We start from the raw sequence: 21,745 nt of genomic DNA on the forward strand, positions 1-21,745 counted from the left end.
GAGATCATGAACCAGGCGCGGGCTTGTATCGGGACGCGTCGCTGCCATCGAGGCGGACGATCCCGCCGGCGCCGAGGCTTTGCGCGCAAAGCGGCGCGACTTCCCGCGGTCCAGAACAGCATTCGGGTGGGTGATCCGGACCACGTTGAAGCCGTGCCGGCAGAAAAGCGTTGGCTTCTTCGATATCTGAGATGCCAGCAAGACGCAGTTCCTTCACGAGCCGGTCCTGCAGCGTGCGATTGACACGTTCCACCCGGCCCTTGGCCTGACTCGAATTGGCGCACAGGATCTCAATGTTGAGCTCGAACGCCTGGTTAATCCAAGCACATGTGCTGCCGCGACAGTCGTCATCCTTTGCTCGATGGCCTTCGATAGAACCTCTATGCGTTGGAGTTCGCGTTCGCTCATCAAAAACAAATCCCACCTGCTGTCTCCCTCACAAACGGCGGTGGGGAGAATGGCATTCAGCAAAGCGGAGCGACATTCCTACTGCGGAATCAAGACATTTCTATTTTGCGGCAATTTGCAGCATAATATCTGTTATGGAACTGATATTTGTATTGTTAAATCAAGCGCTTATCATCGCACACTATCCATTATGCCGGCGCGGTCGATGCTGCCGGCTATGCGTCCCCAACCGTCGCCTTGGCCTGGCCGTCGGGGAAGTGGCCGGCTGAGGCACTTGCCCTGTTACCCAAGCCTGCCCAATCGCTCGGACTTCGCCAACTCGCGCCGCAAATAGGACAATCTGTATGCGACGCCCCGTCTCACGGAGGCTCCTACAGCTCGATTGAAAGAAAAGCCGGTCGGCCGCCGAGGCCGAGGATTCACATTGAGCAGTGCTTTGAATGCGCTAGCCAATGCCGCCCCTTGGCCGCCACTTCGCTAGATGCTGTATTTTGCGGCCCATGATCATCAACTGGCGAGCGGTGTTGTTGCGCAGCCGGCGGATACGCCATTCCAACCCGGTCTCAGTGACAATCGCCTTGGCATAAAGGCTTGCAAGCATTGCCTTTTGGTCTGCAGCGATCTTGATGGGATCGTCGTAAAAAGCAGAAACCTTTTCTGATCCCATGCCGGGTGTGGCAAGCCACAGGGGGATGTAGGTCGAACAGAGGCGATCGACATCAGTAAGCGCCCGGTGGATGCCGTCACCTTGGGCTGGGCATGTCGTGGAGAACGCGTCGCCGATGAAGACGACACCGTCGCGCCGATGACCGCTGGTGGTCGTCAGGCTGACCTGCCTCAGCTCCACCGGGCTGTTGATGGCGAAGTCGCCGCAATGGTTGGCGATCTCCGGCATCAATTCAAGCAGCATTTGTTGCGGATTTGCTCGAAACGCTTGGGTCCATGGATCAGCAGCGGTCCTGTAGACGAACATGTTTGCCCGCATGCGGTTGCCGATCCGGAACACCGTCAGAAAGGGAATGCGGTCTCTAACCGTCCCAAGATAGAAGGTCAGGGAGCGAGGACCGAATTGCTGCGGCGAAACTTCAAGGTCGAACCCGATCGCGAGGGAATGCGCCTTCGATAGCTCAACGCGCTCCACGCCGATCGTGCGCCGGACCGCCTCGCTATAGCCGGTAGCGACCACCAACAATCGGGCAGCGACAATGCTGCCGTTTGCGAGCACAAGCCGCTGCCAATTTGGCCCGGTCGAGACCTCGGCGACCTTCCCGACGGTCAGAGGCACCTCTGGTGGCAGGCCGTCGCGTAAACCGTTGACCAGCGGGCCGTAGGAGAATCCGAACTCCGCGCTTTCCTTGCGCTCAAAGAGCTGTCCGAAGCGAAAAACCTGAATGTCATTTGTCGGGGTGACCAGGGCTTTTACGACAGAACCGAGGCCCAGCTTCTCGAACAGATGGATCTGCTCAGAACGGGTCTTCTCGGCCCGGAACTCGTTATGGTGTACGCGGTGCGGATCAATCAGGGCGACCTTGCGCCCGGCTTTGGCCAAAGCCGTTGCCAGGGTGGTGCCAGCCAGTCCGGCGCCGACAATGGCCACGTCGACTGTCGTCGCCTCGGCGTGTTCGCCGAACAGTTCAGGATAGTTCTGGCTATTCATCGCTCTTCTTCAGACGTGTGCCCGAGTATCTCGTCGGCTCTTGTCCCCCGCCAAATGCCCTTGTTGTGATATCAGCAGTCACTAATGTTTTCGTTAATGGGCAGCCTCATTTACCCGCCGCCCCATTCACGGCAGCGGCGGGCTTCCCTAGGGATGAAGCAAGGGAGGATGCCGGGGCAATCGCGATGCTGGGCGGAGAATAGGATTCAATTCGGTGCCGCGTAACTGTGCGGGGCCTAAACATCGAAACAGAAAGCCCGCCGCGTGGCCTCGCGACGGGCCTCCGCTATGGGCGTAGCAACATCCAGTGGCATCGAAACCGCCTCATCGACGCTGCCGGTCTCCTCCTTGATCTCGGTACTGCTGAGCCCGATGACCTTTGCGTCGACAAGAAGCTTCTGAATCGCCTCGGCAACCCATCGCGATCGCAAAATTGAGCCCCACTGCCGACATCAGGCGCACAGCTGACACTGCGCCCTGCGCTGGCGAAGGTGAGATCCAGCAGCTTCATGACCGCCATCCCTCGGGACAGGGATTTGCGTCGAGTTCATGCTTGCCGCGCCTTGTTTCGGTTAGCGATAGACACAAAGTGCCGCGTGGACAAAGTGGATCCTCGGGTAGCTTTATGCGAGCAAAGCACTATGTAGCTCAGATGCCTGACAACAACCACCAAAACCCACAGCTCTCACAGACCGCTGCCGAGCAGCTGGTTCAAAGTGTCGTCGACTACGCAATATTCATGCTCGACACGGAGGGAACGATTCAGAGTTGGAACCCAGGTGCAGAGCGCATCAAAGGGTACACCGCTGGCGAGATCATCGGCGAACATTTCTCGCGTTTCTATACGGATGAGGATCGCGCCGCCGGAGTACCGGAAGCGGCGCTGAAGCAGGCGGCAACCGAGGGCAGATTTCACGCTGAAGGCTGGCGTGTGCGCAAGGATGGCAGGCGCTTCTGGGCACTGGTGGTGATCGATCCTATTTCTGACAACGGAAAACTGGTTGGCTTCGCCAAGGTCACCCGCGATATCACGCACCATCATGAGATGCAGCGAGCGGCGTTGGAGAGCGAACGGCGCTTTCGGTTGCTGGTGCAAGGGGTGACGGACTACGCCATCTACATGATTGATCCAGAAGGGAAGATCACGAACTGGAACACCGGCGCCGAGCGGATTAAAGGCTACGGTGCCGCTGAGATTCTAGGCAAGCATTTTTCGATCTTCTATACGCCTGAGGATCAAGAGGCCGCGGTGCCGCTTCGCGTCCTTGAAACGGCGCGAAAGGAGGGCCGTTACGAGGCCGAAGGATGGAGAGTCCGCAAGGACGGGGCCATGTTCTGGGCAAACGTCATCGTCGACGCGATTCATGACGATGGCGGCGAATTGATCGGCTTTGCAAAAATCACGCGCGATCTCACGGAACGACTAGAGCGGGATGAATCTAGGTTGGCGCATAGCCGGCTTCGATGAAGTAATTTCTGCATTCGATTGGAGTGACGGTGCCGAGGATTTGGCCGATGGCATCACAGACGGCCTCGACTGTTCGCCTGGCAGCCTTGCGCAGCCAATGCTTAAGTTTGGCGAAGAGCTTCTCGATCGGGTTGAGGTCGGGCGAGTATTTCGGCAGCAAGAACAGCCTGGCGCCGGCCGAGCGGATGGCGCGGCGCACGGCCTTGCCCTTGTGGGAACCGAGGTTGTCCATGATGACGATGTCGCCGGGTTCGAGTGTGGGAACCAGAACCTTGTCGACATAGAGCTGGAAACGCTCCCCGTTGATCGGTCCGTCGATGAGCCATGGTGCATCGACGCGATCGTGGCGTAACGCCGCCAGGAAGGTCATAGTCTTCCAATGGCCGTGCGGCACCTTGGCTTTGATCCTTTGGCCGCGTGGCGCCCATCCCCTGAGCGGCGCCATGTTGGTCTTGGTCCATGTCTCGTCGATGAACACCAGGCGGGAAGCATCGATGCGGTCCTGGTACTTGGCCCACTGTGCCCGCCGGTGCGCTACATCCGGACGATCTTGTTCAGCCGCGATCAGCGTCTTTTTTTGTGACTGAGCTTCTCGGCGTGGACGAACTCCCACACCGACCGGTAATCGACCTTCAGGCCGCGCTCGCCAAGTTCGCCCACAAGACCGCGCAGCGTGAAATCAGCAGCCCGGCAGCGTACCAGCAGCCAGGCCCGATGCTCCCCGGCAATCTTCTTTGGCCTGTGCCCACCCATCTTGCCGGGCGCAAGACTGCTCGTCTTGCGCAAGCGGCTTACCCATCGGATGACCGTGCTGATCCCAACCTCAAAGCGCACTGCCGCCTGCCGCCGCGACAGCCCCTCCCGCTCAACCGACGCAACAACCCGTTCGCGAAGATCCATCGAATAAGGCTTGCCCATCCATGCTGACCTCCTTGCACCAGCAACAAGGTTGAATCAGATTTGCTCGCCTAAGGGAATCCGTCTTCGATTCAGCCTCAACTCATCCCGCTCTAGAATCTCAGCGGCAGCTGGAACAGTCCCGAGAGCAGTTGTTCCAGTCGCAGAAGATGGAAGCCATTGGACAACTGACGGGCGGCCTCGCGCATGACTTCAACAACTTGTTGACTGGAATCTCCGGAAGCCTGGACCTCCTGAAAACACGTTTGGCCCAAGGGCGGACTGATGAGCTTTCCCGCTACATCACGTCCGCTCAGGGCGCAGCGAAACGGGCCGCCTCCCTTACCCATCGGCTCCTGGCCTTTGCCCGAAGGCAAACGCTTGACCCGAAGCCAACCAATGCAAATGATCTGATCACCGGCATGGAGGAAATGATCCGCCGCACGATCGGCCCGACGGTCGAAATGGAAACGGCACTTGCGATTGGCCTCTGGACCACGATCTGCGATCCCAACCAGCTCGAAAACGCGATCCTCAACCTGTGCATCAACGCCAAGGACGCAATGCCGGACGGAGGGCGGCTTACGATTGAGACGGCGAACAAGTGGGTGGACGACCAAATCGCAAAGGAGCGCGACATGCGCCCTGGGCAATACGTTCAGGTTAGCGTGAGCGACACCGGGACCGGTATGCCGCCGGATGTTGTGGCTCGTGCATTCGACCCATTCTTTACCACCAAGCCGACCGGAGAAGGCACGGGACTTGGACTTTCCATGATTTACGGTTTTGTCCGCCAGTCCAACGGCCAAGTGCGCATTTACACCGAAGTCGAGAAGGGCACCACCGTAGCGCTTTATCTCCCGCGCCATTGGCTCAGTGGCAAGACAGGCGAAGACGAAAATATTATGGCAGATGATCCTATGCCTCGGGGACTTGGCGGCACGGTGTTAGTCGTGGATGACGAGCCACTCATTCGAATGCTCATTAGCGAAGTGCTGGAAGATTCCGGTTATCGCATCATCGAAGCCGCTGATGGGGCATCCGGTCTAAAGGCTCTTCGTTCCGGGGAAAAGATCGATCTGCTGGTCACCGACGTGGGCCTGCCAGGAGGCATGAATGGGCGGCAACTTGCGGACGCCGCCCGAGAACTCCATACCGGTTTGAAGATACTCTTCATCACTGGCTACGCAGAGAATGCCGCTGTTGGAAACGGGCATCTCGCTCCAGGCATGCACGTTCTCACCAAGCCGTTCGCAATGGAAAAGCTGGCGGCCAAGGTTACCGACATGCTAAAAATCGACTAGAGGCCGTCGGCTACCTGGACCATCGTGTGCCGTATGGGGTGTCAGGCATCGTGGGCGCGATGTTGCCGATGTTCGTCCGCTGTCGCCCGCCCCGGACCGTTGGTCGATCAACCCAGTTGAGCGCGATCGGACTTGACAACGAAGTCGATCGCAGGCCCGAGCGACCAAACCGACGGGCGTCGCCGACTTCAACGCAACAGAGCGACGCAGGCGAAATGCTGGCCAAGTTCCTCGCGATCTTGCTGATATGCCCGCCTCACTGCCGTCATTTGTTGACTCGGCTTCAGCCAAAGCGTAAGTCCAGCCTTATCGTCCACGTCCAGGGCGCATTGCTTGACCATAAGGCTTGAAAAATGGACGACAAATACGCCAATGCGCGCGAGCATTTTTTCGCAGCAGTTCGCACGCTGGCGGCCTCTTCCGACCCCATACAAACGAGATTAATTGATGCAAACCTAAACGTGTTGCACGTGACTCTCGATGAGTTCGACGGTGACCGGGAGCTTAAGTTCAAGTTTGCCAAGATATTGGACTTACTGGCCGCCGACCAGGACAATATGGAAGCGGTCGCCATGGAGACGACCGCTCACATGACGGACTTTGAAGCTGTGAAGGTCGCGGATCTGATCTGCGATTTTTACTACGAACTGACATAGTCCGAACGGGTTTTCCCGGGCGAAGAGATTGGTAGGATCGTGGCGGGCGACCGCCGGGGGAGCCGCGCCAGCAACTCGGTGTTCAACCGACAGCCACGGACCCGACCCTTCCGACAACTTGGATGGCCAGCGGCAGTGCGTCAGGCCTCATCCGCGCGCGGCTAGATACAGATGCAGCGGAACCCGAAATTTCGCGCTGCGGGGAGATCGAGATGCGGCTAGCACAAATGTGCATGACATCCGCGCGGCCAATGCCAAGCGCATCATGTGCGAAGTCGAATATTTGTTGGACAGGCTTGTACACCCCTGCCTGTTCGGCGGTGATCACCCTCGATGTCACTGGATGAATAGGATAGACGCAACTCTTCCATAGCCACCCTCAAGCCCTTCGCCGGCGACAGCGCTAAAAATTCACATCGACACGACCGAGAGCGTGGGGCATCGCCACGAGATGGGCCACGGTGTGTGTGGCCGCTGCACCTACGGTGTGTTCGTATTTGTCATAGACTCGGATGAGCCTGCTTGCTTCGACATCGCAGCTTGGGCGCCTCTCCAAGATAGCGTTGACTGCCTTGAGCAACCCTTCGTCCCACTGGACACTGGATAAGCGTGCTGTAGCAGTGCCATCCCGTTGGCATCCCTCATCGATCACGACAACCGAGTGGCCATGCCACGGGCGCTCGGATAGGGTTCAGAACCGCGGCACTACGAAAGTCCTCGCTGAACGCGTTTTGCGACGATCCACCTCTTTAAATGGATTTCGGATCAGCAGAGCGAGCCCTTACGTAACCGCATCACCGATCTCTGGATGTGCTCTGGCCCCTCATGTCGCCGAGAGACGCCTGTTTTGTGGAAACAAGTGTCCACGAGCCTCTTGGTCCCTCCCGATGTTTGAGCGCTTGGTCTATCGATCGAAGCTCACGCATCCAGCGCCACGATTGGGATTCGCCACGGCGGCGCTTAAATCGGCGGCCGGATACCGCGCCTCACGGGTCATGCTGCATAAGCTATTTCGTACGGCCCGCAATCGGGCTATGAACCGCCTCCCGGTACAAGCATCCCAGCCGCATGGCGAGCTGCGCGACCGATTCCAAGGCCTTCAGGCGCTTGGCGTCCGACACGTCCATCCCGCCATACTTCGCCTTCCAGTCATACAGCGTCGTCTTGGAGACCCCGTGCTTGTGGGCCAGACCGCCCGCCTTTGCACCCGCCTCGTGCTCGCGCAGACCGCGATGATCTGCTCTTCCGTAAACCGCTTTCTCTTCATCAGTCCGTCCTTCAATCAAGGCCCGGACTCTAATCTCAGATGGAGGAAATTCTCAGTGGCAGGTCAGCTCGACAACAATATGCTCGGATGCAAAGCCCGCCGCGTCGATCGCCATGCAACTGGGCGACGTCGCTCATCGATTAGCGCTCGCCGATCGAGCAGAATCGGCAAAATAGATCTCGGTGACGCGGAAGCGACCGCCGATACGTTTGCACTGGACGATGACGTCGATCGAGATCCTCAGGAGATTTCGGACATCGTCGCGGTCGAGGTCCTGTCCGCCTTCGGATTCCTTGACGAGCAGCGTGAGCTGTTCAAAGGCGAGAGCGGGCGAATCCGCGTGCACCGTTGTTATCGAGCCGGGGTGTCCGGAGTTTATGTTGCGGATGTAATAGAATGCGGTGCCGTCACGCAATTCTTGCAGCAGCACGCGGTCGGGCCGCATGCGCAGACACGATTCGAGCAAGTCTTTAGCGCCGAGCTTTGCCAGTCCCTGACCGCCTTTGGAATAGAAGAGCCGGACATGGTTCGGCTGCGGAATCGCGAGCTCTGGCGTGTCCTCGATGCTGATGAGCCGTTCGTCCTTCGGGATGTGCTGGATCAGGGCCTTGGAGAGCGTGGTCTTGCCGGAACCCGTGGCGCCGGAAATGATGATGTTCTTGCGCGCTAGAACCGCACCTTCGAGAAAGGCGCGATAGTGGCCGCTGCGATAAGTCGCCAGCAGCGGATCCTCGCCAGCCTTCTGATCGGTGCCGGCCACGACGGCTTCGAACAGGCCGCCAACCTCCATATCCGCCATCGACAGCGAAACCGATGATGGCTTGCGGATGGTGATGGAAACGGTGTTTCGTGTCGTCGCCGGCGGGATAACAATCTGAATGCGTTCGTCATCCGGGAGGGTGGCGGACAGGAGCGGGCGGGTCTCATCGATGCCCTGGTTCGAGAAGCTGGCGACCGCCCTGGCAAGGCGCATCAGCTTGTCGAATGACAGGTCCGGCAGCTCATGGCGGTGCCAGCCTCCCGTTCCTTCCGTCAGCAACTCACCCGGGTGATTGATGACGACCTCATAGAGGCTCTTGTCCTTCAGGAAGCGATCGAGCGGAAGAAGCAGTTGGCGGACGACGCCGGCATCGGAGTTTTCTGCCATCCCCTACTCTATTTCCTAACCAGATCGGACTTCGGATAGAAGTCGCCCATCACCGCCCGATCGTAGATCGTGTTGCGCGGTTCAGTCACACGCAGCCGGTAGATCGTCGAGAAATCGAGATCGCGCGCCACGAAGATAGAAACTAGCGAACCCTGATGTTTCATCAGAGTCGGCGGAATGTTGATCGACTGTTCGACGGCGATCGCGGCCGCTTCCTTGCCGGCGCTTGTCGTGCCCTGCGCCTGGACATCGCTGCGCTGCAATTCCTGACCGGCGTAGGTCGCGACGTCGCCGACCACGGACAGGAGCAGCGCGCTCCCGAAGCGCTCCCACCAATGCGTATCGACGTAACCATCAAAACCTGCACGGCCAATCGCGTCGGTTGCTGGCGACGCCAGCGTGATGATGACGCCGGTCGGGGTTTTTGCGCGATTCCACAAAACCAACAGGCGGCCTTGCCCACGGCGCAGACCGCCGCGATACTCTCCGACGACCTGGGTGCCCTTCTCCATGAGCACCACACGGCCATTGTCGGAGAGTACGTCACGGGTAATCACGCAGCTTGTAAAGCCCGGCTGGTCCGACGACAGCGCGGTTTCCAGCGCGCAGGGGATTGATGTGCCCATGGCAACGATGAAGTTGCGATTACCAAGATGGCCCGCTTTCGAACCCTCAAGGATCGTCGGCTTCAGCATGCGGTTGAAGCGCTGATCCTCGTTTTCGCCCTGCCCTCCTCCCCCAAGCAGGCCATCCACCGCAAGAAAGTTGGGGTCGGCGCTCGTTTCGGAAGCGCTCGACTGCCTGGCGCTGTTGCCGGTCCGGCCTCCACCAAACGCCATCACCGGCGCGCGTCTGGCGGCTTCGAGAAGTTTATCGGCTGCAGGCGCCTCAGCCGTCTCCAGGGCCGGCGTCGGCAGCTTGATCTCAGGTACGGGGAGCGCCACCGGTTCGGGCTCCGCCCGCGCCGGTTCGAACTCCGTCGTCTGGCGGATCACCCCCGATCCCGGCTGCTCGGCTTCGTTCTTCGGCGTCTGCCGCATCGACCAAATGGCAAAACCCATGAAGGAGACAACCGCCAAGACGACCACCCCACGTTTGAGCAACGGATTGGTGTTGACCTTGCGGGCACCTGAGGTCTGGCCGCGTTCGCCGGGGATGTTCGTTTCGGTGGTTTCTGCCATCTTGCCCTCCCCTACTGGCCAGCCGCCGGAACCTTCACCACGCGCTCCACCGACGGCGATGTGGTATTGGTGCCGGGATCCACACCGACCGGCGAATAGGCCTCGTTGAAAATGCACAGCGTGTCGGAGCCGCGCCGCAGGATGAACTTACGGCTGATCGCATGAACAAGAACGAGATCGCCCTGCACCGTCTTCGGCACTAGGCTCTCGGTTCCATCCGAATTCTCTATGTAAATTGCCGGCGTTTCCTGATTTCCGCTGAACGAGAACGTCGTGACCTTGCCGTTGTCGTAAGCCGCTTGCGGTTCGATGGCTGAACTGCCCTGCGCGGAATAGCGCCAGTTGCGCGGTCCATATTGTTCATGGATGCCAAGCACCTTGTCGGCATAACCAGCCTCTGCCGTTCGCTTGCGCGCCTCTTCCTTGAGCCGGCGCCGCTCGGCTTCATCGGCCGGATAGCGATATTTCACGTAGAAATAGGTGTTCTGCCCGGCGTCCACCGAGCCGTCGCGCACCACCAGTTCCATCTGATAGCTGCGCTTGGAGCCGTCCCGCCGCGTCGTCACCACGGAGATGTTCGTTGCCGGCTGGTTCTCGCGTGGTTTCAGAAACAGGATGTTCCCGGCCGGGGCGACTTCCCAAGCGACCGTGTTGCCGAGCGCGACATGAGCGATTTCTTCGTCGGTGGCGAACTCCACCTGGACGGACGAACGGATCGTGCCGACGATCCGGGTGATATTGTAAGGCTGATAACTGACGAAGCGCACGCGATTGTCCTGCTGTGCGCTGGCAGGAATTTCGAGTGCCGTAGCGGGTGGCATCGTCAGCACCACGACGACAGCCGCGGCGAAGAGAGTTCGTATGTTCAATTCAAAGCCTCCGGATCGGCTCGGTACTCGCTCACTACGAGCCCAAGCGGGTTCACCAACCGGTCGCTGGAGGAAATCGGGGCATTGGCATAGGAATAGGTGATCGTTGCAACCCAATGCGTGGTGCGAACATCTTCACCGCGCGTGATCGTGCGCGTGTAGCGAACGGAAACGACATTGGTGTTGATGAGCGAGATCGACTTGATCCCGATGCGGGACGTCGCTGATCGGCCGTAAATGTTTTGCGGCGATTCCGGATTGCTGCCGCGATAGGCGGCCGCGAAACGTTGCTGCTCGGCGGTATTCGACATCAGCGATGCCGTGCGGAAATTCTCCTCCGCTTCCGACCAGGCGTAGCCCTCCCGCGCACGAACGTATCGCGCCGCGAAATATTTGGTGACTTCCTCATCGTAGCTTCCGGCCGCTGACGACAGGGCCGACACCACGTCGACGATGCCCGTCGAGTTATCGACGCGAACGACGAATGGCTCGACGGTCTTCAGCGGCGTCAGCGCCACCACGGCCGTCACTGACATGCAAGCGAGTACACTGGCAACCCCTGCCACGAACCAGGCAAGCCGACGGGAGCGTTCGGCCGAGGCCATCCGGTCCTGATCGAAGCGCCGCGCCTTGTCGAAATAATCCTTGAGACTGTCCGTCGTCACCATGCCCCCTACCCTGCCCGGCAGGCGGTGTGGGATCCGTCTTCATCGAACGAGGCGAAAGCCGCCGTCTCTATGGTAGGTTCAGCAGGCCGCTCGGCGAACGCGAGCGCGGCCTCACTGCCATCGGCAAGCGAGAATTGCTGCTTGTCCACCCCCGCCTTGCTCGCCTCCCAATCCCACATCGAGCGATTGAGGGGCCGTTTGGCATAACCGTCGCATTTGGGTAGTGGGTGGCTGAGTGTGGCGCAGCCGGAGACGGCAGATAGCAGGCCAATCAGTGTGACAATTCGTACTGCACTCAATCTTTAACTCTCCTCGTGGCCTTGCGTCAGGCCTTCTTCCCGGTCAGTTTGCTCCAGCCCCAGCCGATGCTGCGGACCACGCTGTTGTTGTGCCCGTCGCGCGCCGCGGTATAGCCATAGGTCAGCGAAGCGCCACCGGACGCGAGCGAAGAGGCGATGCCGGGCAGCTGATAAAAGACGTAGAGGGAAGCCAGGCCGATGGCGCCGACAGCGATCGGACGCATCAGGACGTCGCTATAGGCCTCGACGGTGGTGAACATGGTCGCGAAGCTGGTGACCAGCAGCGAGCCGACCGCGACGACGAGAACCTGCAGAATGACAAAGTTGGCGAGCTGCGAAATCCACTGCTCGGTGAACCGCCGTGTGCTCTGGAACATGGCGAGTGCGATGAAGATCGGCCCGATCGCGAGCATGATTGCAAGTGCGACGCGTGCGTAGAGCGACACCACATATCCGATCGAGGCGACGATGAACGTCACAACGATGATCACCAGGCCTGCAAAACCGGTCAGCGGATCGACCGGCCAAGCGGCCTGCGCCCAGATATCGTTGGCGGACTTCTGACCCTTGTCGAGCAGGCTGTCAAAAGTCGTAGCGCTTGGAGCGCCTCCTGCGTTGAGCGCCTCCGAGATCTCCTTGGGGAGCGTCTCGAAGAAGATATTCGCCACATAGGTCTGGTACTCGCCGGCGTTCCTGACCAGCATCAGGATGATGGCGAGCTTTATCGCGCGGAACGCGAACTCCATGATCGGCTCCTGCACCGATCCGCGAAGGATCAGAAATCCGTACAGGATCACGTAGAGCGTCAGCGCCGCCGTCAACGGCCCCGTCACCCACGCGCTTATACCACTCGTGCCGGAACTGATGAAGTTCTGCAGCGGCGTCGTGAATTGCCGATCGAGGAAGTCGAAGACGGTATACATGACGCTATCCTCCCAGCGCCTTGTTCATGCGTTCCAGCCGGGCTTTGCCCTCCGCCTCTTCAGCGTTTCGGCAATTGAGCGTCTGTCTCAGCTCTCCGGGGTTCTCACGGCATTCTCCGATATGGTCAGTGCGCAGGCTCTCGTCGGCGAGGAACCCGCTGACGGTGATGACCGTTGCCGGCGGTGGTTCGGAACACGCCGCGAGCAACGCCGTCATGACAAGGGCAGCGGCGTGCTTCATTGCGCGAGCGCCGAGTTCATGGTGTCGATGCGTTTTCGCCAGTCTTCGGCCTTTCGCTGCTCCTCGACCTGGGCCTGCGCCTGCTGCACCATTTGAAGCCCCTGCATGCGCAGGAGATCGGTCTGCAAGAAGGCGCTTTCCGCCTGGATGCGGGCCTGAAGATCAGCGATGTCCTTTGCGTCGCCGGCCGAGGATATTTGCTGCCGCAACTGATCGATCCCGTCGATCCGCTTGGTGGCGGCATCGTAAATCTGCTGGCCAAGGCTCATCTGACCGGCATTGCGGTGCTGGATGCGGGCAAGTTCCCGGGCGTAGAAGTCGTTGGCCGAGGTTTGATAGGTGGAATTGCCTTCGAGAAATTTCGAGGCGGAGTCGCCAAACACGCCCGAGCCGTTTCCGTTGAGCAGGCCTTCGATGGCAGCAAAGCCCTGCGGCAAGGCCTTTCGGATTTCCGGCTGGTTCAACAGCGAGGCGACATCGGCCATTTTGGTGAGCTTGTTCAGCGATTCATGAAGCTGTTCTGCTTGCGCGATCTGCTTATTGAGCGCGTCGAACTGCTCCTTCATGGCTTCGAGCTGGCTCGCCCATTGCAGGATCGCCGTTTTGTCGATTACCGGAATCCCTTGCGCGCCGGCGGCTCCAGCGGACACGGCAAGTATGGCGACGGCGGCCATCACGGAATTGCGCATACGCATCAGCCTGCACTCCTTTGCTGCTGGAAGAGAGGAAGCCAGGCGTCCGGATCGTCCCCGGTCTGGGCCCGGATCGTGTCGGCAAGCTCGACATTGCCGGTGCGGCCCGAAAGAACGGCAAGTTCATCGTCGAAACCGCCGAGATTGAGTTCGGCGACGATGCTGTTGTGGCCTTGCTTGACGACGAAGCGGCGGCTCTCGTTGGAGAGCTCGCGCGCGATCAGCTCATATTCGCGCTCGGTCAGCTTGAAGCCGTCGACATAGTCGGTGCGGCTGCCGCGGGAGTTCGGCATGAACACCTGCGTCGGGCACTGCTCGATGATGGTGTGCGCGATCGGCGAATTGAACGCGTCGCGCGGGCTCTGCGTGGCAAACAGCATAAGTCCGTTCTGCTTTCGGATGGTCTTGAGCTTGTTTTGGGCCAGATCGCGAAAACCCTCGTCAGCAAGCGCCTTCCAGAACTCATCGATGACGATGATGATGCGACGACCGTCGATCAGCTGCTCGACCCGGTGGAAGAGATAAGCCATCAGCGGCGTTCGGATTTCCTCATTGTCGAGAAAGTCGGTCATGTCATAGCCGACGAACTTGCGGCCCACACCAAATTCACCGAGCCCAATATCCTCGATGACGTGATCGAACACCCAGCCAAGCGGCCCTCCCCTCTCCCAGCGGCGCAGCCGAGCTGCAATGCCTTCCGGATCGGTGTTGTTGAGAAATGTGCGCAGTGCCCCGATCGTGCGCCGTTCGACTGGCAGGTCCGCGAGTCCGTCGATGGCATTGGCGATGTCGCGAACTTCCGAGACGGATAGCTCGCGGGTTTTCGAGCCCACCAGCTTCGCCACCCACTGCGCCAGGAACACCTTGTTCTCCGGCGTCAGTTCCATTCCCTTCAAAGGCGCGCAACCTGTCGGACGACCATTCTTCAGCGGCAGGTAGGTTCCGCCGGCGGCGCGCACGAATAGGTCGGCGCCACGATCCTTGTCGAAGAAGACGATTTGCGCGTCGAACTTTTCCCCCTGCGAGAGCAGGAAGTTGAGCAGGACGGTCTTGCCGGATCCGGAGGGCCCGCCGATGAATGTATTGCCGAGATCGCCATAGTGCAGATTGAAATAGAGAGGCGAACCCGATGCGGTCTTCAGCATGGCGACCGCAGGACCCCATTCATTGCCGTCGCGCTGTCCGGTCGGATAGGAATGAAATGGAGAAAAGGCGGCGAAGTTCTTCGAAGTTATGGCGCCGGACCGTACGCGATAGCGGAAGTTGCCCGGCAACTGCGCCCACCAGGCGGCCTCCAACCCGAGATCCTCGCGAGCCACGACAGCACCGCCATTGGTCAGATGCGTCCGGCTCTTCGCGAGATTGTCTGTGAGTTCCTTCACCGATCCGGCGAAGACCGTCAGTGTCAGGTGATGGTCGCCCAACACGAAGCGGTTCGATTCCAGATCGTCCAGCGCATCATCGAGTTCCTCAAGCTGCGACCCGGCCTTGTCGCCGGCGCTGACCATCTGGTTCTGCTTGCGGCCCATCACTGTTTTGGCGTCGGACTTCGACAGGAAGGAAAAGCTCTGGGTGAGGATCAGTTCGTACGGAACGGTCAGCAGGCCATCGAACATGCCCGGCCGGGTGCGGGCTGGATATTCCTTGAAGCCGAACATGCCGGCATAACGGCTCGAGCCCTCATGCCGGATTTCGACCGTCTCACGTCCGACGATCACGCGATCGGAATAGACGGCCGATGAAATCCGGCCCTCGGTCAACGGAATGGACTCGCGACGCCCTCCCACCAGCTGGTGAAGGACTTCGCTCGGTTCTGAGAAGATCAGCCCGTCGCGCTCCTGCAACGACAACACCCGTGGGCCAAACCGTTTCAAGCCGGCTGTGACGTCGACGATCGCATCATCGAGATGCTTGACCGCGGCCTCGTCGAGTTCGACCCCCCGCCGCCGCGCCTTGCGCAACTTCGACAGGAACGCCACCACGCGTTCCGCCGCATCGCGCCCTGGATGCCAGACAAGGCTGAGATAGAGGTCGTTGCGAAACAGATCCTCGCCAATCATCCTGGCTCGGTATTTTTCGTTCAACGTCCGCGAGAAGGTATTGGTGAATTCGCCGTCTGGATATTCGTTGTCGCGGCGGCGGATGACATGTGTCCACAGCGCCAGCCGTTCATCGGCGATATTGCGATAGAGCGTGTTCAGGTCGCGATGCAGCGCGTTGAGGTCGAGTGTGTCGGCCGTCTCGAAAGATACGCCTTCGAGAGCAATGATCACGATCAGGGCACGCGAATCGAGCGCGATGATCCGTTCATCGACGTGGCGGAGATAGGGAATGAAGGTCTCTGGTTCGAGCTCACGGCTCTTGACGATCGCGGTACTAGGCAAAGCCGAGATCCCTTTCATCATAGCGCCGGACGAGCTTCATCGGGGTGAGGCTCGATCCACCCCACAGCCCGGTATTGCGCGCCCTGCCTCGGGTATCGATCCAGTTGAGAAGCACGCGGAACATGTTGTGATCGTGCTTGACGACCGCCTTGAAGATGAAATGGACAACGACGCCCACCAAGGCATAGGCGACTGAACCGGCGACGATGAAGAGAATGGTTGTGGAGATCATATTGACCCCCATAGCCTCCATCGTGACGCCGCCGATCATTGCTGGCCTCGTACACGCCAGGAACAACGTGTCTTCCTCAAGGTTGGTCTTCTCGCTCATGAGCCGCCACCGGAGATCGTGTTGACGATTTCGGTTGCACCAAAGATGATGCCGATGCCCAGCACACAGAACGCCGCCTTGCGCAGGTCTAGGTAGCCGAACATCCAGGCGATGCCGACGATGATCACGGCAATGATCGACAGCAGCCGCGCCACATTGCCGGTCAGCATATTGACGATGTTCTGCAGGACGCTTTCGATACCACCCGCCTGGGCGAAGCTCGGCTCGATCAGGGCCAGCGAAAACACAGTTGCCATTGTCGCGATTGTCGCGAGAGGCCTGATGCGCGCCAATAGGGCCATATGTTCATCACTCCTTTTGCTCGTTGGAAAAGACGAGGACGGAGGACTGCCGCCCCGGATTGAAAACGTCCCATCGCGGCACTGAGGTCTGGGATGGCTGCTGATCCCTTTTACTCGGGCTGCTGTCGGGTGCGGCGACCGTCGCCTCCCCTGCCCGCTCGCGTGCCGGTAACGCCTGCGCCTGCGCTTCCGCGATCTCGATACTTTCGAGACGGCCAGACAGTCGCGCGCGCTCGGCCAGGATGCGGCTCTCGTAGCCGACCATCTCGCCGACCGACGCGTCGCCATTGCCAAAATAGCTCCGCAGCATGATCGTCTCAGCCTGCGCGGTCGTCGCACCGCGCTGCAGGGCAACACGGTAATAGCCGTCAAGGAGTATGGCGCTGGCCTTGAGGTTGAGGCAGAAGTCGAACGCGTCGCTGACGGACAATCCGAGCCGGCCGAGATTGCCCGAATTTATGCCGCCAAGGCCAAGATCGATATTGTGCCTCTCGGCGATCAGGACCGTTGCCGTCTCAATCGCCTCGGCTCTGGTCTTCGGCTGCTTGGCGAGCGGACGATCGGAATTGATGCGGATGGCGAAGGGTTGGAAGCCGCTCTCGACGCTTACGACGGCGGCTATTGTTTCCCTGGCGATTTGCGGGGCGCATTGCTGGGCGAGATCGAGGAACGCTACCGGCATGAGCTAGAACCACACACGCTGCTGGCCTGCGCCGTCGATCGTCAGGTCGATATAGCGGGGTTGTTCGCGGACATGCGGCCGTTCCTTCACGTAGGCCTTGCAGACGCGTTTCCCGTCGGATAGATCCCAACGAGCGGATCCAAGGGTGCCAGAACGGCCGCCATTGTCATTGTTCCTGCACAGATCCGCGCTGACCGTCTGGAGTTCGGTGGAAACGCAACCCATTTCGCTGCGGCCGCGATCACTCGATCTGGTGACGAGGCGGAATCCGGCATCGCAGTAATACGGTTCGTAACGCGGCTTCGTCGCAGTGAAGCCGGCGCCGCGGCAAATCGGAAAGGATCGCCCTCGCGCCAAATGTTTCCACAACCGCTCGATTGGCGGACGACATTCACCGTACTCTGTGGCGCCGCCGGGATTCGAGAGGCATAGGAGAACCTGACATCCCCAGTCATCGCTACGCGCCATAGAGCTCGAAAAAGTGTATATTGGGACGCAGAGTAAAACGGCGGAAAGCGCCTGAATGACTGCATCTTTCATGCTACTCCCCGTTTGTCTCTTCACTAGCCCGCCAGCCCGGAGGCTTCACCACCTTGTCATACTGCACGATAACGCATAGTTAAGAAGATGCCAAGCCCATTAAACCAGCGCTGGCACAACACGGTATTTGCGACCTTGGCTACGCACGAGATCATGTCAAAGCTCCTGCCGGACGAGACGCCCAATTCGCGTCTACGCCAGCTGGGCATGATAAATCTCCTGTACACGCTGCAAAAAGCGGACACCGCCTTGACCATAAGCAATGTCACCGAAGTGACTGGAATGACTAGGAAAGCGGCTCAGGAAGTAATTGACCCGCTGGTCGTGCGCGGGCTCCTGAAGGAGTCTTGGGGACGGACGTCCATCGGCCGTGGCAAGGCCCGGCAGTATGAGATCGCGCCGGAAATTTTCGAGAAGCTTCAAGGCGTCTACGGCGCCTGATCAGGCCAATCCAGTGTGCTGAAGACACGAAAACTCTTGCGTCACATGGGAAAAAACGTCCAGTATGCTTGCGCCAAACGGCGCAAGCATACTTTGGCGCAGCGACTCCGTGAAGACTAGCCGGTGTGCGACGGGTTAGGCCTGAGGGCTTGGCTGCACAGCGTCGTGCGACGCTACGTGGGCTATCGAACGTTGGCCGCCGAGGCGCGCATCGAGGCTTTGCAATTGGCAAAGAGCGCGGCTGCGGCCATGGGACTCAAACGGCCAAGATTGCGATGATAGATAAAGGTGTTCGGCTGTTCGCCGTGACCTTGCCCCTCTGACCTAATCCGGTTTGAAGTTCGTTCTGGCCCATCGAGAGGACCAGGACATGAAACGTAGCCGCTTCTCTGAAGAGCAGATCATCGGAATTTTGAAGGAACACGAGGCCGGGGTGGAGGGCTTGGTCGTGAACCACAAGAAGCTGTTCCGGCTCTATCGGGAGGAGAAGCTCGCCGTTCGCCGCCGTGGCGGCCGCAAGCGGGCGATCGGGACCCGACGAGCGATGGTCGCTCGACTTCGTATCGGACCAGCTCACCGACGGGCGCCGCTTCCGCATCCTGGCCGTCGTCGACGACGAGAGAGTGCCTAGCACTCATCGTTGATACGTCTCTCTCGGGCATGCGGGTTGCCCACGAATTGGACCGGCTTATCACCGAGCGCGGCCGGCCGCGGATGATCGTCAGCGACAATGGCAGCGAGTTCACCTCTGCGCTATGCCAAAGGCTCCGCGCCAGCGCCCGTCGCTTCATCCACCCAGCAGGGCACAACCTACGCCGGAAACGAACTCAAAACTGGATAGAAATTGGGGCAAGGTCAGCCAAGAGCCCCTATTCGGCGGCCTAGGCGCACCGTGCGCCGACACACAAGCTGGTCTTCATTCACCCGTTGCCAACGGCAACGGGCGTCACGCCCGTAAATGGCCGACGCCGTCCTCGACAAGGTATACGGGAATGCGCGTCAAGGTAGTGTTCGCGGCCAGCCATTGCGATTGGTCGTCATTCGCTGAGTTTGCAGTCTCCACCCGGGATAGTTTCCAGCAATATGTCTCCACCCCAGGGAGATTTCACGCCTAGGTACTGGCGGCTGGTTTGCACAATCGGTTCAAGCTTTCCTGGATCGTCGATCGGCAACAGCATGATCATCGCATGCGCCGTAACCGGCACTTGAACCGATGGGACTTTGCCGGCGCACTTCAGAAACGCGTTGGCCTGAGCATCGGTATCGGTCTGCTGCTGCGGTTTGAGCTCACCTGCAATGCATGTATTCAATGCGGCGGGTTCCGGCATATTGGAGGTGGTCTGAGCTGTGCCCAGCATCGTGATCCGTTCCACTTTCGTGCCCTGCAGATCAGTCTGATCCTTGGTCAGATGCGCGGGAACGGTGAAATTCACGTGGTCAGATGTGACTGAGAGTTCGCCGGTGTCGCCACCAGTGTAGGTTAGCGTGATAGGACTTTTCCAGCCTTCGATGAAGGTGTCTTCGGTTTCACATTTTACGACGGTCGCGGCCTGGGCCGACGCCAGCGATTCCACCACCACCGTTGTGACGATGAGTGTTTTGAAACCGTGGATCATTGCACCACCAGCTCGACCCGGCGATTCTTGGCCCGGCCGTCGTCGGAATCGTTGGAGGCGATGGGTTTTGTAAGGCCTGCACCCTCATAGCTCAGACGCGAGGGATCAATGCCATATCCTCCCACCAGGGCCGCTGAGACATTGGCCGCTCGCCGGCTTGAAAGATCCAAATTGTAATCGGCTGTGCCGTGGTTGTCGGTATGCCCAATGATCTTGAGGCGCATTGAGGGGTTTGAACTCAACGCCTTGGCGATTTCGTCAAGGGCCGGTTTTGATTCCGATTTCACCACATCCTTGTCAAAATCAAAGAGTATGCCATAGACATTGACGCTGCCCTGCTGCTGCAATGTGGCCGAGAGATCCTTGGGCGACTCGACCTTGCCGCCATCCATCGGCTTTTCCTCGAGGATGCGTATGAAGGCTGTGGATCTGTCCTGATCATCGCCCACAAGCACGCTGGCATAGATGTCGCCTTCCGGCCTGCTCAGCTCCGCCAGCAAATAACGCGCATGATCGGCATAAGATGTGGAGACGACGTTGCCCGGATCCAGTTGCTCGCCCAGAACATAGGTGTCGCGCACACTGCCGGTGAGGCACTCCTGATCCGTGCAGGAAAAGGTGATCGAGAACCCTTTCGACTTGAGCGCCGCCTCGTAGTTTGTCGCAACCTCGAGCGTCGAACTGCCGGGTGCCAGATCATAACGAACTTCGCTGGACCGGCCCTGTTTTTTAAGCCATTCGACGCCCGAATGATCCTGCACTGCATTGCGGTCCAGCAATGCACCATAGTCATGCGGTGCGTCTATGAATTGCAGCTCATCAAAATCCTTGAACCGGCACCAGGCAATCGAGGCGCCCTGATAGCGCCCTAGAAGTGCTGCGTCCTTGCAGCCTTGCGCATCGTCGGCATGCGCCGGAAGGTAGAGTGAAAGGACAACCATCGTCGCCAGGATAATCCTCATCCCGTCCTCTATCATTTCACGGTATGAGTGAAGGTAACCCAAGGCTTGCAGTTGGACCGCGGCGGAAATCCGCCGTAGGCGCAGGCCTGGATCGCATAGCTGAATGTAGGCGGCTTACCTCTGGGAATATACACTTGGAAGCGCGTCTCGTTCTTGCCGAGTTCGATTTGCCCGCCGACAATGCGCTCGGACGATACATTGAAATGATCGACATTCGTATAGGTGGTGCTGAACTCTACGATATGCACGGATCCTTCATCACGGCCGCTGACGCAGAACCCCTGCTTGCAACTTGCCAGCGCCTGCGTGCTCGTCATTGCAATCGCGATACCGGCAATTGCACTCACTATGGATGCGTTGTCTGACATTTGACCCTCCACGTTTCAATTGGCAACACAGCTCTCTCCGCTCACATGGAAGCCTTGCTGGCAGGGCACGCAACGGCCATTTTCGAAATGGTCGTTGTGGGAGCATGAGAAGCAATTGCCGGTGCCCGGGTTCAGGTTCTGGCCTGCCGGGCACTGCTCCACTGGAGGGAGAGCCTGCTGCTGCGTCTTGTTCCGCCTGCCGGCAACAGGCAGGCAGTTGCCGTTGCCATCGGGCATCTCACCATCCGCGCACTGCCATTGTTCGCCACTCGGATAGATCTGCTTCTTGCGGTGATGATGCTTGTGGGAGACCCCTTCGATGAAGGGGGCTTTGCACACGGCATGTGCACACGAGGCGTGGGACAGCGGCATCGCCTGAAGACCTTCTCCGGCAAACAGGAGAAGAACAGTCGAAACCAAGAACCCTGCGAGCACTTTCATC

The 21,745-nt window shown here is 59.4% G+C and carries 21 protein-coding genes and 5 pseudogenes; 5 read left to right on the top strand and 21 right to left on the bottom strand.

The window, feature by feature from the left end; translation table 11 throughout:
- Positions 1-145: 145 nt before the first annotated feature.
- Positions 146-304: pseudogene (locus FJ948_RS21150) on the bottom strand (ISNCY family transposase); the annotation flags it as partial.
- Between the two features lie 549 nt (positions 305-853).
- Positions 854-2,065 (bottom strand): NAD(P)/FAD-dependent oxidoreductase, encoded by a 1,212-nt coding sequence (locus FJ948_RS21155; protein ID WP_140707768.1) that lies wholly within the window; start codon positions 2,063-2,065, stop codon positions 854-856.
- A 652-nt stretch (positions 2,066-2,717) separates the two neighbouring features.
- On the opposite strand from FJ948_RS21155, the pseudogene FJ948_RS21165 reads away from it, so the two are divergent.
- Positions 2,718-3,494: pseudogene (locus tag FJ948_RS21165) on the top strand (PAS domain S-box protein); the annotation flags it as partial.
- Positions 3,495-3,504: 10 nt separating this feature from the next.
- Here the strand turns inward: FJ948_RS21165 and FJ948_RS21170 are convergent.
- Positions 3,505-4,451 (bottom strand): IS630 family transposase gene (locus tag FJ948_RS21170; RefSeq protein ID WP_181173749.1). Its coding sequence is split into 2 segments (ribosomal slippage): positions 3,505-4,110 and positions 4,113-4,451, totalling 945 coding nucleotides; the frame shifts between segments, so codons are not numbered across the junction.
- A gap of 107 nt (positions 4,452-4,558) precedes the next feature.
- On the opposite strand from FJ948_RS21170, the pseudogene FJ948_RS21175 reads away from it, so the two are divergent.
- Together FJ948_RS21175 and FJ948_RS21180 are read left to right on the top strand one after the other, a co-directional pair.
- A pseudogene (locus tag FJ948_RS21175) lies at positions 4,559-5,734 on the top strand (ATP-binding protein); the annotation flags it as partial.
- 353 nt (positions 5,735-6,087) lie between these two features.
- A complete protein-coding gene (locus FJ948_RS21180; protein ID WP_140707774.1) occupies positions 6,088-6,390 on the top strand; it encodes a hypothetical protein in 303 nt (100 codons plus the stop codon).
- A 1,088-nt stretch (positions 6,391-7,478) separates the two neighbouring features.
- Here FJ948_RS21180 and FJ948_RS21185 read toward each other — a convergent pair.
- The 14 genes and pseudogenes from FJ948_RS21185 to FJ948_RS21250 all read right to left on the bottom strand — a co-directional run.
- Positions 7,479-7,657, bottom strand: a pseudogene (locus FJ948_RS21185) (transposase); the annotation flags it as partial.
- A gap of 133 nt (positions 7,658-7,790) precedes the next feature.
- Positions 7,791-8,804: a P-type DNA transfer ATPase VirB11 gene (gene virB11, locus FJ948_RS21190; RefSeq protein ID WP_140707776.1), complete on the bottom strand. Its 1,014-nt coding sequence runs from the start codon at positions 8,802-8,804 to the stop codon at positions 7,791-7,793.
- A gap of 8 nt (positions 8,805-8,812) precedes the next feature.
- On the bottom strand, positions 8,813-9,985 hold the full coding sequence (virB10, locus tag FJ948_RS21195) for a type IV secretion system protein VirB10 (protein ID WP_140707778.1): 1,173 nt from the start codon (positions 9,983-9,985) through the stop codon (positions 8,813-8,815).
- 11 nt (positions 9,986-9,996) lie between these two features.
- Positions 9,997-10,818, bottom strand: coding sequence for a P-type conjugative transfer protein VirB9 (gene virB9 / locus FJ948_RS21200; RefSeq protein ID WP_224541728.1), 822 nt, complete (start codon positions 10,816-10,818; stop codon positions 9,997-9,999).
- A 32-nt stretch (positions 10,819-10,850) separates the two neighbouring features.
- Entirely contained in the window at positions 10,851-11,522 is a 672-nt protein-coding gene (locus FJ948_RS21205) for a virB8 family protein (protein ID WP_140707780.1), read from the bottom strand.
- Between the two features lie 5 nt (positions 11,523-11,527).
- Positions 11,528-11,821, bottom strand: a complete 294-nt coding sequence (locus FJ948_RS21210) for a type IV secretion system protein VirB7 (protein WP_224541732.1) — start codon at positions 11,819-11,821, stop codon at positions 11,528-11,530.
- A gap of 26 nt (positions 11,822-11,847) precedes the next feature.
- Positions 11,848-12,744: a type IV secretion system protein gene (locus FJ948_RS21215; protein WP_140707782.1), complete on the bottom strand. Its 897-nt coding sequence runs from the start codon at positions 12,742-12,744 to the stop codon at positions 11,848-11,850.
- Between the two features lie 4 nt (positions 12,745-12,748).
- A complete protein-coding gene (locus tag FJ948_RS21220) occupies positions 12,749-12,985 on the bottom strand; it encodes an EexN family lipoprotein (RefSeq protein ID WP_140707784.1) in 237 nt (78 codons plus the stop codon).
- Entirely contained in the window at positions 12,982-13,680 is a 699-nt protein-coding gene (gene virB5 / locus FJ948_RS21225; protein ID WP_140707786.1) for a P-type DNA transfer protein VirB5, read from the bottom strand. The genes FJ948_RS21220 and virB5 overlap by 4 nt, the downstream gene beginning before the upstream one ends.
- Positions 13,680-16,079 (bottom strand): VirB4 family type IV secretion system protein, encoded by a 2,400-nt coding sequence (locus FJ948_RS21230; RefSeq protein ID WP_181173750.1) that lies wholly within the window; start codon positions 16,077-16,079, stop codon positions 13,680-13,682. The genes virB5 and FJ948_RS21230 overlap by 1 nt, the downstream gene beginning before the upstream one ends.
- Complete coding sequence (locus FJ948_RS21235; RefSeq protein ID WP_140707790.1) at positions 16,054-16,392, bottom strand: type IV secretion system protein VirB3; 339 nt, start codon at positions 16,390-16,392, stop codon at positions 16,054-16,056. The genes FJ948_RS21230 and FJ948_RS21235 overlap by 26 nt, the downstream gene beginning before the upstream one ends.
- Positions 16,389-16,694, bottom strand: a complete 306-nt coding sequence (locus tag FJ948_RS21240) for a TrbC/VirB2 family protein (protein WP_140707792.1) — start codon at positions 16,692-16,694, stop codon at positions 16,389-16,391. Before FJ948_RS21240 ends, FJ948_RS21235 begins: the two co-directional genes overlap by 4 nt.
- 7 nt (positions 16,695-16,701) lie before the next feature.
- Positions 16,702-17,376 carry a lytic transglycosylase domain-containing protein gene (locus tag FJ948_RS21245; RefSeq protein ID WP_140707794.1) on the bottom strand — a complete coding sequence of 225 codons (675 nt, stop codon included), beginning with the start codon at positions 17,374-17,376 and terminating at the stop codon, positions 16,702-16,704.
- A gap of 3 nt (positions 17,377-17,379) precedes the next feature.
- Positions 17,380-17,916, bottom strand: coding sequence for a hypothetical protein (locus FJ948_RS21250; RefSeq protein ID WP_140707796.1), 537 nt, complete (start codon positions 17,914-17,916; stop codon positions 17,380-17,382).
- Positions 17,917-18,069: 153 nt separating this feature from the next.
- Here FJ948_RS21250 and FJ948_RS21255 point away from each other — a divergent pair, with 153 nt between their 5' ends.
- On the top strand, positions 18,070-18,357 hold the full coding sequence (locus FJ948_RS21255; protein WP_318012849.1) for a MarR family transcriptional regulator: 288 nt from the start codon (positions 18,070-18,072) through the stop codon (positions 18,355-18,357).
- Positions 18,358-18,793: 436 nt separating this feature from the next.
- Positions 18,794-19,107, top strand: a pseudogene (locus tag FJ948_RS21265) (DDE-type integrase/transposase/recombinase); the annotation flags it as partial.
- Between the two features lie 287 nt (positions 19,108-19,394).
- On the opposite strand, the gene FJ948_RS21270 reads toward FJ948_RS21265, so the two are convergent.
- The 4 genes from FJ948_RS21270 to FJ948_RS21285 are packed head-to-tail and all read right to left on the bottom strand — an operon-like array spanning position 19,395 to position 21,744.
- A complete protein-coding gene (locus FJ948_RS21270; protein WP_140707800.1) occupies positions 19,395-19,973 on the bottom strand; it encodes a hypothetical protein in 579 nt (192 codons plus the stop codon).
- Positions 19,970-20,935, bottom strand: coding sequence for an OmpA family protein (locus FJ948_RS21275; RefSeq protein WP_224541738.1), 966 nt, complete (start codon positions 20,933-20,935; stop codon positions 19,970-19,972). The genes FJ948_RS21270 and FJ948_RS21275 overlap by 4 nt, the downstream gene beginning before the upstream one ends.
- 11 nt (positions 20,936-20,946) lie before the next feature.
- Positions 20,947-21,303, bottom strand: coding sequence for a hypothetical protein (locus FJ948_RS21280; RefSeq protein ID WP_140707804.1), 357 nt, complete (start codon positions 21,301-21,303; stop codon positions 20,947-20,949).
- A gap of 15 nt (positions 21,304-21,318) precedes the next feature.
- Positions 21,319-21,744: a hypothetical protein gene (locus FJ948_RS21285; RefSeq protein ID WP_140707806.1), complete on the bottom strand. Its 426-nt coding sequence runs from the start codon at positions 21,742-21,744 to the stop codon at positions 21,319-21,321.
- Position 21,745 lies beyond the last annotated feature (1 nt).

It is taken from the genome of Mesorhizobium sp. B2-3-12, from assembly GCF_006442205.1.
Classification (GTDB): domain Bacteria; phylum Pseudomonadota; class Alphaproteobacteria; order Rhizobiales; family Rhizobiaceae; genus Mesorhizobium.